Here is a 16,025-nt window from a genome sequence, read left to right on the forward strand (position 1 = left end):
GACGCATTCGAGTGTGGCTGGGGCGCAACGGGGCAGAGGGGTGTCGTGACGTCACCGTTGAGCACGGACTCCGAACCTCGGTGGGACCTGAGTACGCCGGAGTTCGCGGCCGACCCGCATCGGGCGTACCGCGAGATGCGGGAGCGTTTCGGGTCGCTGGTGCCGGTGTGGCTGGCACCGGGGGTGCCCGCGACATTGGTGATCGGATACCGGCATGCGGTCCAGATCCTCGCCGACGACGAGCAGTTCCCGGCTGACCCGCGCGCGTGGCAGCGCGGTGTGCCGGAGGGGTGTCCGGTGAAGCCCTTGCTGGAGCACCGTGACAACGCTTTGCGTAACGCGGGCGATGAACACCGCCGGTATCGCACGTCGATTGTGGCGGCGTTGGAGTCGGTAGACCGGTACATGGTGGAGAAGGCGGTCGATCGGGCCGCGGAGCAGTTGATCAACCGGTTCTGCGAGGCCGGCGAGGCCGAGCTGGTCGGCGGGTACGCGCTGCCGCTGTCGTTCGCGGTGATGTGCGAGCTGCTGGGCCTGCCGGACGCGGCGGCGCGGCGGGCGTGGGCGGAGATGGCGGCGATCCTCGACGGCGTCCACGGGGCGGGGGAGCGGTTCGCCGCGGGCTTGTACGAGGTCGTCCGCCGTAAACGCGGCGCGCTGGGTGGGGACATGATGTCGCGGTTGATCACCCACCCGGCCGGGCTCACGGATGAGGAGGTGGTGGCGCAGACGGCGCTGCTGCTGGGTCCGGGCACCGAGCCGATGGCGAACCTGATCACCAACGCGGTGCGGCTGGTGCTGGCTGCCACCCGCAACCAAACATCCTGCGACACAAGTAATCCCACGACTTATGGAGCCCATCATGACCGACTTCTACACCGCGCCGATCCTCGAACCCGGCTGCCGCCCAGGTGATCTGGTGAGGATGCGCCCGGCGTTCGTCCCCCCGTTGCCGAATGCGGCGGCGGCCTGGCAGATCCTGTACGTGTCCACCACCTCCCGTGGGGAACTGATCCCCGCCTCGGGGATCGTGATCCTGCCCGACACCACCAGCGACGCCCGCCCCGCCGTGGAGGCGTTACTGGTGTACTACCCGCCGTTTCGCGGGCTGGGCGGGCCGTGCGCGCCGTCGCGGTCACTGGTTGTCGGGGCCAACCCCGACAGCCCCGATATCGTCGTGCCCGCCGAGGCGCTGGCGCGCGGCTGGGCGGTGGCGGTGCCCGACGGCGAGGGCCTCGGCGTCACCGGGCTGGGACCGCACACCTTCCTCGCCGCCCGTGCCGGCGGGCAGCACGTCCTCGACCTCGCCCGCGCCGCCCAGCTCGTCCCCGACCTCGACACCGACGACCGCGAGCCCCCACCGATGCCCGTAGTGGCCTGGGGGTACGCCGACGGCGGCCGGGCGGTCGCGGCAGCAGGAGAGCTGGCCCCGCGCTACGCCCCGGAGCTAGCACTGCGCGGCCTCTGCGCGGGTGCGGTCGTCTCGGACCTCGCCGCGGTCGCGCCCGCGGTGAGTACGGGGGCGTATGCGGTGCTCGGTGTGGCCGGGCTGATCGGTTTGGCGCAGGCGTATCCGGATCTGCGGCTGCGGGATGTGCTGAACGAGGAGGGGCAGAGGTTGGCCGAGCAGGCCGACACCCTCACCGGCGAACAGTTGATGGACTGGTATCGCGAGCCGCTGGCGCACTGGTGCCACCGCCCCGATCCCTGGAACGAGCCACGCTGGCGCGACCTACTGGCCATGGAGACCCTCGCCCACCTCGCGCCAACAGCACCCCTGCACCTCTACCACGGCAGTAACGACCAGGTCGTTCCCGTAGAGGCTGGGCGGCGCACCATGATCGCCTACCGCCAGCGCGGCGCGGCGGTGACTTGGCGCGAGTACCCGACCGGTCACACCGGCGCAGCCATCGACGCGATCGGGGAAGGCTTCGCCCGCCTCGGCGAGGACCTCGCCGACCCAGCGAACCTCGGCCCGGCCGGTCCCGGCCGCGCCGCGCCCGCGTGACCGCAGTGCCGCGTACGTCCCGCTTCCCTGCGCACGACCGCGCGGGCGGGTTCGGGCGACGCTCGATCGCAGCTGCCGATTCGGAGGTGAAATAGGTTGGCCCGCAACGACAACGGTCCCGCCGAGCAGTGGGGCCCGCCGCTCACCCCTCCAGATCCCGAACTCGATGATGACCGTGAACTCGACCTCGACGCCACCCCGCCGCCGAGCACCGATCCAGCGCCGCCAGCCGCGGAGACCGACTGGTTCCGGCTGCCCGAACCGGACCGCCACCAACACCCTTCGCCGCGCGTGCGGCGCGGAGCAGGGCACGGCCTGCCCGTGCGTGGCTGGGTGGCCCTTGCCGCCCTGATCGCAGTGACCATCGGGATGCTCGCCGCCACCCGAACCACCCACCAGCCCGGCCAGGACACCGGGACAGGCGCCTCGCTCGCGGCCCCGGCGGCCACCACGACCACGGGCGCAGGCGGCGCGTGCGCGGGCCTGTCCGGGCCGGTGGTCACCGATCGAAGCGGCGACACGACCACGGTCGCGGGCGTGATCGCCGCATTCGAAGCCGCCTACTACATCGGCCGCTCCGCCGAGGAAGCACTGCGGGTCGTGGCCCCCGAGGCCGGGATCACCGCGCAGGCCCTGGCCGACGGGATCGCCTCGATCCCAGCGGGCACCACGCACTGTGTCGCGATCACCCCGCTCGGCGCGAACACAGCCAACGTCCACATCGTGGAGATGCATCCGGACGGGCAACGCATGGACTACCTCCAGGTGGTCAATACCCGCCCGACTCCGGGCGGGGGCCTGCTGATCATCAACTTCCAGGCGCAGTCATGACGCCCGCGCTCCTCGCCACCACGCCGCCGCCTGTCCTCGCATCGGGCCCGACCTGTCCCGTGCTGGTGTGATGTCTTCGGCCGCAGCGTATTTCGCCCGCACGGATGGCCGTGGACTGCTGATCGCGGTGGCCGGTGCCGGGCCCGGATCGGGAGTCACCACTACCGCGGTCGCGCTCGCGCGGGCCTGGCCCGGACCCGAACTCGCCGTCGTGGTCGAGGCGAACCCAGCGGGCGGGCATCTCGCCGAGGCGAGGGGAGCCAACCCGCACCGGGGTCTGGCGAGCATGGCCCGCGCCGCCGCTGCGGGCGATCGCGCCGCGTCGGCGCTGACCGAGCACCTGCAACAGTTGCCCGGCGGCGTCGCCTACCTCGCCTCGACACCCGGCCCCGACCCGGGCCCGCGCGCGGCCTGGACGACCGCGATGCTCACCGGCACCTCCCGCGACCAGCCCACCCGGGACGTCCCGAGCTGGCAAGGCAGCGGTGTCACGGTGATCGTCGACTGCGGGGCTCCTGAGCCGGGGTCGGTGACTGCCTCGATTCTTGCCCGCGCGGACGCGCGTCTGCTCGTCGTCCATCCCGGCCTGCACGACCCGTACGAGGCCCGGCGTCGGCTCCTCGCCCTCACCGACCCCGGCCCCTTGCGCGGGATCCTGCTCATCGACTCCCGCCCCGGCAGCGACTACGAGACTGCCCTGGCACTGCCCGTGATGGCCCGCCTGCCGTACCACCCGGCATCGGCCACGGCGATCGTTCACCGCACGCTCCGGATCCGCCGCAACCGGCTCCTGTCCGCCGCCCGGACCGTCGTCGCCGTCGTCGAATCCCACCTCCGCCCAGCCTCCCCTGAACCCCCAGCAGCCGCCACAGGCCACCAGTACGCCCGTCCGGGCGCGCGGCGTCGTGTCCGTCTGCCCGGCTACCGCGCGGCCCGGCCCAGGATCTACGGCATCGACCTCCCCGCCGGCCTCACCCCGCGCCCCGACCCGGGCCCACAGGCCCCGCCCCGCCCGACGCCATCCCGGACACCACCGCACAGTTCCCTCCACGGCACCGGCCACGCGAGCAACGGCACCCGCGCCGCACCCGAGGCTGCTCCCGGAAAGCCTGCACCGCCGCGGCCGAGGACACCGCACGCCGCTGCGCGCGCGGCCGGAGGGGACCGCGCACTCGCCGGCCCGCCACCTACCGCAGGCACGGAGGCGACCGCGACCGCGCCGGGCCCGCCCGAGGCCGCGGTCCCCGGCGCCGCCACAGGCACGCCCGAGCCGCAGGTGACTGCGCCGAGGCCACCCGCGCCGGTGCTGTCGGTCGAGGTGTTCGGGCCCCTGAAGGTCCTGTGGCACTCTCGCGACGGGTCCGGCACGGTGGAGATCACCCGGTCCTTGCGGCGCCGGGAGCGGGAACTGCTGATCCTGCTCGCGGTGCATCCGGCCGGGGCCACCCGCGACGCGGTGATCGACGCGCTGTGGCCCGAGCACACCTCGCGCCGCCCCGCCAACACCCTCAACACCGTCGTGTCCCGGCTGCGCAAGGCCATCAGCACCGCCGTTGCCGACACCGACACCGAATTCATCGCCAGCGACACCTCTCGCTACCGGCTCGCCCCCGGCGTCTGGGACGTGGACTACGTCGCGTTCGACACCGCCGTGAAGGCGCTGCGCGCCGCCACCGGGCGAACCGAGCAGGAGCGGGCCTGCCGCGCGATCCTGGGCGCGGCCGACGGCATCCTGGGCGAGGAACTCACCGCGGACTGGATTGCCCCGATCCGCGAACACGCCCGCCGGGATCGCCTCAAAGCGCTCGGGAAACTCTGTTCGATGTTGATCGGCACCGACCCCGATCAAACCCTCGCACTGCTGGAAACAGCCATGATCATCGATCCGACCAACGAGCCGATCTACCAAGACATTCTGCGCCTGCACGCCCGCCTGGGCGAACGCGCCGTCATCAAACCGACCGTCGAGTTACTCAAACGCTGCCTCGAATCCATCGGAGATATCCCGACACAACACACACTCGACATCGCCAAGGCCCTCCGCGACCGTGAACCCCGCCACCGCGATACCTATATGGACTAAGGCTGACAAAAAGACTTGGTCCGGAATATGTTCGGCGGCGCACGACCCGAGAATTCGAATGAATAGCCGCCTCCGGACCTTTCGACGATATTCCGGACTCGGCCGCGGAAAGGTGGATTCGATGTCGAGCGCGTGCTCACAGACCGCGCGGTGGTCCTCGCTCCGACGAGGCGAGACCGTCCTCGTCCAGGTGGTGCCGATACGGGGGCCGATACGGGGGCCGTTAGGTGGGCCGATACGGGGGCCGCTTGAGAACGGCCCACCCTCTCCGGACTGTCTCGGCAGGTCGGCGGCCTATGGCAGCCTCTGTCCTCGCCCAGGCTGTATGGAAACCAACACAACTACTCACGTCGGGGGCAGGGTGCGGCCCGACCCCTCCGGGCTCCCGCGCCCACCGGCTCCACTGCCTGGCGTTCCCGGGTTCCTCGCTCGGTCGCTCTCCGCGCGAGCACACTGTCGTGCTGTGTCGCCGCCCTGTGTCGAAATGCAATTCATTTCCCCGGAAATGGGACGATTCGCCGCGCTTGCCGCGTCCGAAAAATTGCCATAATTTCGGCATTTCTGCCCTATTTTCCGGGTTTTTTCGCTGATCTGGGTTGAATTCGCGTGACGTGACGAGCTAGCTTCGACCGGTACCCAACGGGGAAATGATGAATTCGAAACCCCGGGGTGCCGCGACGAATTCGGCATTCCGCCGATCGTGCGACGCAACCAATTTCCGACAGGAGTTATCGAAATGACCGCATACACCTACGGGACGGCCACCGCCCCCGCCCGCCTCGGCAACGGCGAATTGCGCGCCATGGTCGCGCACGTGCTGGCCGAACACCCCGGCACTGAATTCGGCCCCCGCCAGATCGCGACCGTTCTCGGCCGGTCGGCCGGTGCGATCGGCAACGCCCTGGAACGGCTGACCGCCACCGGCCACGCCGAACAAACCCAGCACAGTCCGCGCCGCTACCGCGCCACGCCCGCCACCAAGGCCGCCGCCACGCCCCCGGCGTACCCGGTACTCGCGCGCCCCCGCACCCCGCAGCCGCGCCCCCGCACCCTGACGGTCACCGCCCCGGCCGCGCCCGCCCCTAGCCCGGCCGAGGCCACCGCCGCCCTGTGCCGTGCCGCCGCCGTATTCGGCCGGGCCGCCGTCGCGCTGCTGATCGCCGTCGCCGCTGTCGCTTCCGCGCTCGGCCGCCGCGCCCTCGCCATCCTCACGCCCGGCACGGCCCGGCGTCCCCGCCACACCACCGCGCCGCGCCCCCAGCGCGCCCGCGCCGTCGTCGCGGCCACGCCCGCCCGGCCCGTGACCACCAGCCACCGCCCACCCGTCACGCCCGCACCCAGCACCCCGCCCCCGGCCGCCGCCCCCGCGAATGCGGCCGATCCCGCACCGGCCGCCGCCACGCCCGAACCCGCCACGCCCGAACCCGCCGCCGCAGCGGCCGACACCACGCCCGCCGCCGACCCCGCCCCGGCCACGCCGAGCGCCGCGCGCAAGGCCACGAAACCCGCCACCAAGCGCGCCCCGGCCGCGCCCACTGCCACCGCCCCGACCGAAACCCCGTCCAAGGCCGCCGTACCCACGCGCCGCGCCCGCACGGCCACCGCGCCCGCCACCGACGCCGCCCCGGCCAAGTCCGGCCCGGCCCGCAAGACAACGAAACCCGCTGCGGCCAAGCGCAACGCCACCGGCAAGGACAAGGCCACCACCGGACAGAACTCTGCGACCGCCGCACCGGCCGAGGACGCGCCCGCGCCGACCACGCGCCGCGCGGCCCGCACACCCGCCACGGACACCGCCCCGGCCAAGTCCGGCACCGCCCGCAAGTCGACCAAATCCACAGCGGCCAAGCGCAACCCGGCCACCACGGGCAAGGGCAAGGCCACCACCACCGCCACGCCGGACACCCCAGCCAAGGCGAGCATCGCCCGCAAGTCCACGAAACCCACTGCGGCCCAACGGTCCTCGGACGCTGACCACACGATCGAGACCGGCCCGGCCCCGGCCACCACGCCCGCGCGTGCCCGCCGCGCCCGGACCGCCCCGGCCGCCACCGACGCCCGCGCCGCCTGACCCCGCCCGCCGCGCCACAGCGGCCGACGCCACCGGGTTCCCACGCCAGGGCACCCGGTGGGTAGGTGACGAAATGCCCACTAATACAAGGGAATTGGAGTAACTGACATGACATCTCGGATGTACCCCGAACCGACCGGCGGGGGCGCGCGCTACATGCGCCCGCGCGATGTGATCGCGGCCCGCAAACGCCGCGAACCCCGCGACACCTTGACCGCCGACCGGACCTACGCCTGCGCCGTCGATGACCTGGAAACCGCGCTGGCCTATGACGACCTGTTGGTGCGGTACTACGGGATGGACCCCGGCGACCGCCGCACCTGCGGCCGGTGCCGGTGGTGGGCCGACCACGCCCACCACCCCAGCCCGGACCAGTGGGCGACAGTCGGCGGGCAGGACGGGCATATGCGCGCCCGTGACATCCGCACCGCGCTGATCGCGTTCGATCGCGCCGCCAACGCCACCGAGTGGACCCCGTGCCCCGGGGGCGCAACGACCGAAATCGACTACGCGGGAACGACCTCCACGCTCTACCTGGCCGACCACACCGAGGGCCCGTCCTGTGGGGCGGTGTTCATCGTGGACCGCACCCGGTACGGGCAGCGCGAATACGTGCCAGCGCTGTGGGTCTGGCTCGACGCACGCGCCCTCGCGATCCGCGACGCCTACCACCGCAGCCTGCCCACACCCTGCAAACCCGCCCGCGAACCGGACTCCCGGTAAGCCACACCAAACGGCCCTCACATATCGAAACAGGAAGCGAGGCAACAACTATGAACAGCAACGCACACCGCAATCACCCCGGGCACGACCACGACCACGACCCGGTCCCCGCGTACCTCGAGCCGCTCGAGTGGGACCAATTGCGCGACGCCCGCGACGCCGCCACCGAGTCCGAGGACCTGGCGGGCGCGCTGGCCGCCGACGACGCGCTCGAGGACCGGGACGGGCAGACGCGGCACGATGCGGGTCGCCGCACGTGCCGGGCCTGCCGCACGTGGGCCGACCACGTCCACGACCCGCTCACCGGCGAAACCATGCGCATCGGCGGCCAGTGGCTCCCCGCCTACACCCGCGCCGACATCGCCACCACAGCGGACATCGCCGCGCAAGCCTTCGCGCTGGCCTCGGTAGCCCCGCGCGACCAGTGGCAGGAACTGCCCGACGGTTCGCACCGGGTCACCGTGGCACTGCGACCGATGCACCTCGACATCCGCGTACCGGCCGACCGACACGCGACCCGGCCGTACATCGAGGACTACCGCCTCAACGTGCCCGGGGGCGGGCCGGTGTGGCTGCCGGTGGTGTACGCCAACGCCCGCGCGGCCACCGCGATCACCGACGCGCGCCGGTACCTCACCCCGCACGCACGAACGTAACCCCGCACCGCCACCGGGCCACGGCACCGACCGCCGCGCCCGGCCACCAATGACGCGACGCACCCCCGTGCCGATCCTCGGCACGGGGGTGCGTTGGCGTCCGCCGCTGTGTCGGCCCGGCCCGTGGTGCCGCGATGTCCCGGGACCGGGGCCGCCCGTCCCGCCCTGGGGGCGCGTGGTGCGGGAATGCGGGCCGCCGACGATGGCCCGGGGTGGCCCCTGCGCCGGGCACAACGCACCCGGCGACCGCCGTCACCCCTGGTACGGCACCGCCCGCCACCGCGTGATCGCGCCCCGCGCCCCGGGCGCTGGCAACTGGCGCGCTCCGGGTGCGCGGCATGTGGCCGGACGTGACGACGGGGCCGTTACCCGTGGGCCGGTGCTTATTTGCCGGGACCGCGCGCCGAACTCGGCGGGGCTACTCGGCGTCGTCGATGCGACTGCTCAGCCACGTGACGAGGGCCTGTAGCCCGGCCGAGTATCCGGTCTGGTGAACACCGGAGGCGAAGAACTGTGCTGCGTCGGTTCCTTGCCGGGCGAGGTCGGTCATCCCGGCACTCGTGCCGCCGCCGGTGGCAGTGCTCGCGGGGGTGAGTGCTGTCAGGGGTGCGGCGGTGGTTCCGGTGAGCGCGTTCGCCGCGATCGCGGCGAGGTCGGCGGCGACGGGGATCAGGCCGGTAAGTGCGGCCCCGGCGCCGAGGACGTCTCCGAGGCTGAGTTTCTGTGCCGCGGCCCAGGCGGTCTCCTGGGCGGCACCGAGGTCGGCAGCGACGCGGGCGATGTCGACCCCGGCGAGAACCTGCACGATCTGTGCTGCCGCGCCGGTGACACCGCTGGTGTCGACCGGGGCGAGCACGGTCAAGATCCGCGCGACCAGGCGGAGGTCGACCTGGGCGGCCATGGCGACCAGCGGCCGAAACTGAATGTTGAGGTCACCGGCGAGCTGGTGGGTGCCTTCGATGTCGAGGGCGGCCAGACGGCCTGGCAGTGCGGCGAGACCGGCTCCGATCGCGGGCAGGTTCGCCGCGAACGAGGTCATCCCGGCCAGCACGTTGAGCACCTGCCGGGTCAGCGTGGAGGCATCCAATCCACCCAGGCCGCTCAGGCCGTTGCCGCCGACAGCGAACGGAGCCGGTGTGACGGACGTGGTGTCCGTGCCGGGTGCGGGTTCGGGGACGCTGGTGAAGGCACGGCCGAGGGTGGTGAGGACCGGGTCGGTGTGCGGGGAGGCCGAGCAGTAGAGATCGCCGCGGGCGCATACGGTCCGAGCCCGGTCGTTCAGCTCGCCGAAGTCCTGTGTACGAGGTCCGGCGACGCCTTCGCCGCCGGCCGACTCGCCGAGCTGTGGTGTGGTCGAGGCGCGCCGCGGGTCGGCGACCAGGCCGACCGCGAGGACCCGCGAGGCCGGTATCGGACCTTGCCCGTGCCCGATACGGGTAGCGAGGTCTCCAGCGACCTGTGCCCCTTGCGAGTAGCCGACCAGGAGCACCTGGGTGGCCGAACACAACTGCGTCAACAGCGCGGCGAGGGCGCGCTCGCCGGCGGATTCCGAGGCGGCATAGGTCGGGGAAATCGACGCGGAGTAGGACACCGTCGCGACGGCGAGATCGCTGCCGTAGCGGACCCGCAGGGCATCGGCGACGGGGGCGAGCATGGTCGCGGGCACGGGCCGGGCCGCATCGGTGCCGGTGCCGGGGCGAGGATCAGCGCCGGGGTCGGGGTGGTTTTCCCATGTCCCTGGTACCAGGACCGTGGTGAATTTCGGGCAGCCCGGCACGGGTGCGGCGGGGGCCGTGGCGGGTAGGGCGTACGCGCTGGCGGTCAGCACGGCGGCCGTGCACAGGGCGGCACCGGCCAGCCGCCGCAGCATGGGGCGAGGGTAGGCATCGCGTCGCGCGGTGCGGAACGGTGAACCGATCATGAGGGGCCTCCCGAACGGGTTGAGGGACGGACGCGGAAGCGCCGGGCGCGTTTCCGCTGTCTGAGGACTCGGGTTCGGGGGCCGGAAATGGACACGGCCCGCCGCGCCCGGGGTTCCGGGCGCGGTGCTGGGTGGGATATGGGCTGGGCCCGGCAACGGGGTGGAGTCTGTTGCCGGGGCCCAGCGGGGTGGTGCGGTGTGTGCGCTGATTTGCCCTGTGTGTGGGCGGTTGTTATCGGTCGAGCGCGGCGATCGCGGCGGCGGACGGGTTGTCGAACACGCGGCCGTCGGGCAGCATGAGCCCGCCGGTCGCGGTGATGACTGCGCGAATGTCGGTGTCGGCCAGTGTGAGTGTTTGCCCGGCGTGGACCTTCCCCGACTCGATGAGATCGCGCACGGTCCACCGGTGGGCCGTGCGAGGGAACGGGAACGGGTCGGCGAAGTCGTAGTCGAACTGCCACATTTCGGCACACTCGTCGCAGATGGTTTGGCCGACGTCGTGCGTGCATTCTGCTTGCGGCACAACGGTGAACACGTGCTCGCGGATCCGGGTGATCCGTTCAGCGCTGCCGAGCACGGTGTAGGACTCGTCCAGTCGGGCGGTCAGCTTCTCGTACATGAGGTTTCTCCTCGGTGTTAGCCTCGAATTGGCCGCCCCCCGGCGGGTTCCCGCCGCCGGGGAGCGGTCATCTTCGTGCGGTCGGTTTATGCGGTCGCGGCGCGTGCCCATGGTCGGGGCAGGGGTCCCCCGAGGCTGAGTTGGTTGTCCAGCGCGGCCATGAGTTCGCTGGCGTCGCGGTGCAACTCGGCGAGCCGGTCGTGGTGACCGGCGTCGCGGTTGCCGTCGTGGGCGTCGATTTCCGCGTCGATCTCGTTCTGGCGGGCGCGGAACCGCGCCAGCAGGTCATCGGGATCGTTGGCGGGGATCGGTCCGGACACGGCGGTCGGGGCCGGGTCCAGCCCGATGTGGTGCGCGTGGCGATACGCGGCAATGATCGCGGCGGTGGTGCGGGCTGTGGCATGGATGACCGGGAACACCCGCCCCTCCCCGGTGCCCCGGCGCACACAATCGGCGATGAACGCACGCGGGCGCATCGCCGAATCGCCGGTGCACACGGTCACCACATACCGATAGGGGCCCAAATCGACCGCAATGTCTGCCCCCGAATCCCGTTCGACCCAGTGATGCGGCAAAGCGGTGGCCGCCAGCGCGAACACCTGCACCGCTGTGGCGATGTCCTCGTCGTCGACCGGTGGGTCGCCGTCCGCCAGCATGCGGTCCCCGGTGGCCGGTTCGTGGACGTGATCGGCCCAGCTACCGCACCGCGCGCAGGTCTGACGGGGCGAATACACCCGCTGCGCAAGATATTCCAGCTCGTTGTCCAGCTCCAGCGCACGCGGCAAATTGCGGGCGTCGGCGGCCTGGTCGCGGGCGGTGCGCAATTGCGCGATCAGCTCAGCCGAGATTGATGGATCCATGGCATGTGCCTCGTTTCTGTTGTGCGAAGACGGATTTCGGGGATGGTCGGCCGAGCCGGGGCCGTGCCGCTCGAGGGCGCGCCCCGGGACTCGGTGACGGGCGTACGCCCGCCGCTGTGCCGGGGCACTACGCCTCGGCGGCGAGCGCCCACTTCTTCGGGGCATCGCTGGTGCGGGTGGCGATGCCGTCGCTGGTGAGCTTCTCGAGGGCGTTGCTGATCGCGCCGGACGACAACTGCCGGGGCGCGTGGACCTCCTCGAGCGCGCGCTTGAGAGCGGTCGGGCTGAACGACTCGCCGGGATTGGCACGCAGATGGTCCTCGACCATGCCCCGCAACGCCCCCGAGGGCAGCTTCTCCAGCGCACCCGCCCCATTGGCGGCGGGGGAGCTGGCGTCGTCGGAGCCCTTGGCCGGGGTGGCGGGCGGGGTGGCCGGTGCCGTGGTGCTCGTCTTCTTCCTGCGGCCCGATCGGCGGCCGGTCGCGGTGTCGGTCAGCGACCACCGGTAGGTGGCGCGGGGCGCGTCGGGGTCGGTGACGCGCACGGCGGTGCCGTCGTCGGCCATCCGCCCCAGGATGGCGCGGGCGGTGGACACGCTCATCCCCGCGTCGTAGGCCAGCGCGCTGACGGTGGCCCCGGGATTGGCCGCCATCACCGCGCGTAGCGCGGTTTCGTTGGCGTCGCTTTTCGGTCGTGCGTTTTTGGACATGACATCTCCATCGTCGGAATAGGGCGATTCGATATGTGCGGTTGTCATGTCCCGGCCGGGACGGCCCCCGCAATTCGGGACGAATTACGGGACCCACATACATGGACGCTCGTCACCCTATGAATGTCAAGCCCCGATATCCAAATAAGACAACCATCTTCTATTTCCGTGCGGCAGCTGGACGAATCGCACGGCGATCCTCTGCCGTCATAACGCGATAGCCAGAGTGTGATTCTGGTGTGCGTCAGGGCGGCCGTTGTCGGATTGCGAGATGGCTCGATCAGCTGATGGACGTGAATGTGCGGACTCGGTGACTCGTGAATACGCCGAGGTTTGCGCCTCTCACAAATATTTACGCAAGCGCCTGCGCGGGTTCTCACTGAAAGGTTCGCCGGGGTTGCCTTGCGCCGGATCTCGAACCGGCAGGAACACCATTTGTTGGGCGGAGGCGGTTCGCGGGCGAAGAACACTGTCGCGTACCGCAGGACATCCTCTTTCCTGCTTCCTTTGTCGCGCGCTGCTGCTACCGTCTCCGTACGCTCGCAGCGAGCACGTTCCGGGGAGGGCGGTCTGGTGCAGGTAATCGCAGGCATGATAGTCGTCGGGGTGATCGTGTTGGTCGTCGTGTGGGCAGCCACGAACTGGCTATTGGTCGCAGCGGTCGCCGCCGTCGTGCTCGGGCCGTGGGTTCTGGTGCTGCTGATCCGGTATATCCGCATGACGCGGTACTTCGCCAGCGACGAGTTTCTAGCCCACAAGGCCGCGATCGCCTCGTTCGTCGCTGAGCACAACGAGCTTGCCCAGTACGTCGCTGAGATACGCAGTCGAGGCACATTCGCGCTCGGCGGGTCGCCCAGCGGAGCGCAAGCGCACCTGGCGACGTTCCAGAACACCAGCCGTCACAAGTACCGGCGCGACCGCAACCTCGCCACCTATCAGACGCCGTTCGTGCACAACTGCTCATTGCAGGTTGTACGCAACGCGAGCGCCGACCCCATCAAGTACGTCATGAAGTACTTCAACATCAAAGCCACCGAAACCGACTTGGCTGCCGTAGAGAACCTGGGGGACGGCATCATTCGCCTCGAAGATGCCGTCACCAATCTCGCGCAGCGCGAGGCCAGTATCACGCAGTCGGTCAACCCGCCCGAGTTCATCATGAAGCACTACGCAAGTAAGTTCATGAAGCACGTCGGAGTCGAGTTGTCGCCGATCACCGTGCCCTACCCGGTCTACATGTTCGAGTACGTCAGTGCTGGTGGGAACAGCTCACAGCGCACCACTGTCGTTCTCGATCGACAGACGATCGACGCGATGATCGCCACGATGTCGGAGAAGATCAAGTTCCGCAAAAGCGTGGCAGGCCAGCGGGCACTGATGACCTCACAACTTCGGGCGATAATCAAGGAGCGTGACAACCACACCTGTAGGAACTGCTCTATCTCGATCGCAGCTGAGCCTCACCTCCTGCTCGAGGTAGACCACATCGTGCCGGTATCCAGGGGCGGCCTGACCGTGCCCGACAACCTGCAGACCCTGTGCTGGAGATGTAACCGCACCAAGTCGAACAAGATCATAGCCAGGTGATTCTCGACCAGAGACCACCGTGTCGCGGCGTCGATACCGCACTGCAACACTCGATGTCAGCGTTGTGCCCGTCAAACCATTCGCATAGACAAGGTTTCGTTCACGGCTGGCACTGTCCCCACCGCCTCCGGGTCGGCCGCGAAGTGGCTACACCGGCGAATTGTCTGTTACCAGTGACGTAGCTAGTGGCCGCGGCCAGCCTGCGTCAGGAATGTGACAGACCTTGGTAGCCGTCTGTTGCCAGATAGTTGACGCAAGTTACTGTGCCAGCGTGGTTGAACGCTCGATTGGTGTGAACTGGCCGAGGTCCTCAAGCAGCAAGGCATCCCGTACGCGGTGCATGCTGGTCGGCGACCTCAACGACGAGGATGAACAGCTCCGACCGGTGATGGAGCGGCTGGACGTCGAGTTGGTCGAACTCAACCGGCTCGATATCGACTGGACATCTCAAAACGTAAGTCCACCAATTGACTTCGTTTGCGCCATACTCGGTCAACCCGAAGCTCCCAATGTCGAGACGGCTATGTTCGTAGACATCGGTGTCGCTTTGGGGCGCGCGATCCCTGTGATCCTCGTAGTCGAGCCTCGCCGCGCAGTCCCGCTTGCCCTTGACCGTCTCACCCGGGTCGAAGCCGATCTCGACAACGGGCCGGCCCTGGAGCTCCATCTCAAACAGTTCCTGCGGGCGATCCGCCGGGGCGTCCCTCGGTCTGCCGAAGGCCGGGCTGGAAACCCGACTCTCTCACGTGAGCAAGCCGCAAAGGCACAAGAAGCGCTGCGAGGGCTTCGACATACCGAACGCGGGGGTGTCAGTGGCGATTTCGAGTGGCTGATGGCCGACCTGCTCCGCGGAGATGCCCAGATCTCGACACCGGTCAGTCGCGACGAGGGAGCAGATCTCGCATTGCTGGGCCCGGAGAACCAGCTCGCCGTTGGTGGACCGGTGCTGGTGCAAATGAAAGTGTGGGACACACTGACGAATCGTGGGCTGGCTGATGCGAGAGACCGCTTCGCGCAACATGTCCGAAGGACAACTGCACCTTTTGGTCTGTTAATCTATCACGTCCTGGGTGGGGTGATGCCACAGCAGCCTTCGAAGGAATCGGAATCCCGTGTCATCGTGGTGTCAGCCAATGACCTCATCGAGATGTTGGCTGCAAGGCCACTGAGTAGCGTGCTCGCTACCATGCGAAATGCTGTAGTGCACGGAGCAGCCTACCGTGGTTGAACTGAGCTGCGTCACCGTGGCTGCGCACCTGCGACGGGCAGCCGATCCGACCAACTCGACGTACCAGCGCGGCCAAGCCTATGAAGACGCTTTAGAGCACATCTTTCAAGCAGTGCCGGGTTGCGATACTCAACGGAACAGCCTGAACCGATTCGCCTCCGAAGAGGTAGACATCTCGGTCCTGAACTTCCGAGACGACGACGGATTGCGTGCGCTGCCCGAAATCTTCCTGGTCGAGTGCAAAAACTGGAGCGAACCTGTCAACTCCGCGGCCGTCAACACTTTTGCCACCAAGATCCGCCATCGCGGTTGCACTCTCGGTGTGCTGGTCGCGGCGAACGGTGTAACCGGCGACCCCCACGAGCAGACTGCGGCGTTCCAATCCGCCGCCCTGGCCCTGAGCGACCGCATCAGAATCATCCTCATCACAACTGAGGATTTGATGACACTGACATCGAGTAAGGACGTCGTGGTCCTTCTGCATAGACGCCTCTTGGATCTCGTCGCTGCCGGCACTTTCACCCTCGCATAACCACGGTCGCATCACCATTCGCCGCCTAGGTCGTGTCTCCCAATAATTTGAGCCATTCGACGACCAGGGTCAGGACGAATCCGGCGCGGTAAGTGATTGCGAGCTTGTCGTAGCGCGTGGCCACCGCCCGCCAGTGCTTGGCCCTGTTGAAAGCACGCTCGATGACATTGCGCCGCTTGTAGGTTTCGGTGTCGAAG

The 16,025-nt window shown here is 69.4% G+C and carries 14 protein-coding genes; 10 read left to right on the top strand and 4 right to left on the bottom strand.

The features are described 5' to 3' along the window. Positions 1 to 45: 45 nt before the first annotated feature. From IU476_RS35510 to IU476_RS35540, 7 genes are all read left to right on the top strand, one after another. Positions 46 to 915, top strand: coding sequence for a cytochrome P450 family protein (locus IU476_RS35510; protein WP_195106737.1), 870 nt, complete (start codon positions 46 to 48; stop codon positions 913 to 915). Next, the gene (locus IU476_RS35515; protein ID WP_195106738.1) at positions 863 to 2,008 is read left to right on the top strand and encodes a lipase family protein; all 1,146 of its coding nucleotides are present in this window, start codon (positions 863 to 865) and stop codon (positions 2,006 to 2,008) included. The genes IU476_RS35510 and IU476_RS35515 overlap by 53 nt, the downstream gene beginning before the upstream one ends. Before the next feature lie 96 nt (positions 2,009 to 2,104). Further along, positions 2,105 to 2,839, top strand: coding sequence for a DUF8176 domain-containing protein (locus tag IU476_RS35520; RefSeq protein ID WP_195106739.1), 735 nt, complete (start codon positions 2,105 to 2,107; stop codon positions 2,837 to 2,839). A 70-nt stretch (positions 2,840 to 2,909) separates the two neighbouring features. Continuing rightward, positions 2,910 to 4,922 (top strand): BTAD domain-containing putative transcriptional regulator, encoded by a 2,013-nt coding sequence (locus tag IU476_RS35525; protein WP_195106740.1) that lies wholly within the window; start codon positions 2,910 to 2,912, stop codon positions 4,920 to 4,922. Positions 4,923 to 5,658: 736 nt separating this feature from the next. Then, positions 5,659 to 6,993: a hypothetical protein gene (locus IU476_RS35530; RefSeq protein ID WP_195106741.1), complete on the top strand. Its 1,335-nt coding sequence runs from the start codon at positions 5,659 to 5,661 to the stop codon at positions 6,991 to 6,993. A gap of 108 nt (positions 6,994 to 7,101) precedes the next feature. Then, complete coding sequence (locus IU476_RS35535; RefSeq protein WP_195106742.1) at positions 7,102 to 7,716, top strand: hypothetical protein; 615 nt, start codon at positions 7,102 to 7,104, stop codon at positions 7,714 to 7,716. Between the two features lie 50 nt (positions 7,717 to 7,766). Beyond that, on the top strand, positions 7,767 to 8,372 hold the full coding sequence (locus tag IU476_RS35540) for a hypothetical protein (RefSeq protein WP_195106743.1): 606 nt from the start codon (positions 7,767 to 7,769) through the stop codon (positions 8,370 to 8,372). 418 nt (positions 8,373 to 8,790) lie between these two features. On the opposite strand, the gene IU476_RS35545 is transcribed toward IU476_RS35540, so the two are convergent. The 4 genes from IU476_RS35545 to IU476_RS35560 all read right to left on the bottom strand — a co-directional run bounded on the left by IU476_RS35545 (position 8,791) and on the right by IU476_RS35560 (position 12,481). Further along, on the bottom strand, positions 8,791 to 10,242 hold the full coding sequence (locus IU476_RS35545) for a cutinase family protein (RefSeq protein WP_195106744.1): 1,452 nt from the start codon (positions 10,240 to 10,242) through the stop codon (positions 8,791 to 8,793). 283 nt (positions 10,243 to 10,525) lie between these two features. Beyond that, positions 10,526 to 10,912, bottom strand: a complete 387-nt coding sequence (locus IU476_RS35550) for a restriction system modified-DNA reader domain-containing protein (protein WP_195106745.1) — start codon at positions 10,910 to 10,912, stop codon at positions 10,526 to 10,528. 86 nt (positions 10,913 to 10,998) lie between these two features. Then, positions 10,999 to 11,772: a hypothetical protein gene (locus IU476_RS35555; RefSeq protein WP_195106746.1), complete on the bottom strand. Its 774-nt coding sequence runs from the start codon at positions 11,770 to 11,772 to the stop codon at positions 10,999 to 11,001. A 127-nt stretch (positions 11,773 to 11,899) separates the two neighbouring features. Beyond that, a complete protein-coding gene (locus IU476_RS35560; RefSeq protein ID WP_195106747.1) occupies positions 11,900 to 12,481 on the bottom strand; it encodes a hypothetical protein in 582 nt (193 codons plus the stop codon). Between the two features lie 606 nt (positions 12,482 to 13,087). Here IU476_RS35560 and IU476_RS35565 point away from each other — a divergent pair. The 3 genes from IU476_RS35565 (at position 13,088) to IU476_RS35575 (ending at position 15,828) form a co-directional block, all read left to right on the top strand. Next, positions 13,088 to 14,068 carry an HNH endonuclease gene (locus IU476_RS35565; RefSeq protein ID WP_324194591.1) on the top strand — a complete coding sequence of 327 codons (981 nt, stop codon included), beginning with the start codon at positions 13,088 to 13,090 and terminating at the stop codon, positions 14,066 to 14,068. 271 nt (positions 14,069 to 14,339) lie between these two features. Then, entirely contained in the window at positions 14,340 to 15,296 is a 957-nt protein-coding gene (locus IU476_RS35570) for a hypothetical protein (RefSeq protein WP_195106748.1), read from the top strand. Then, a complete protein-coding gene (locus tag IU476_RS35575; RefSeq protein ID WP_195106749.1) occupies positions 15,289 to 15,828 on the top strand; it encodes a restriction endonuclease in 540 nt (179 codons plus the stop codon). Before IU476_RS35570 ends, IU476_RS35575 begins: the two co-directional genes overlap by 8 nt. Positions 15,829 to 16,025: the final 197 nt, after the last annotated feature.

Source organism: Nocardia blacklockiae (assembly GCF_015477355.1).
Taxonomy (GTDB): Bacteria; Actinomycetota; Actinomycetes; order Mycobacteriales; family Mycobacteriaceae; genus Nocardia; species Nocardia blacklockiae.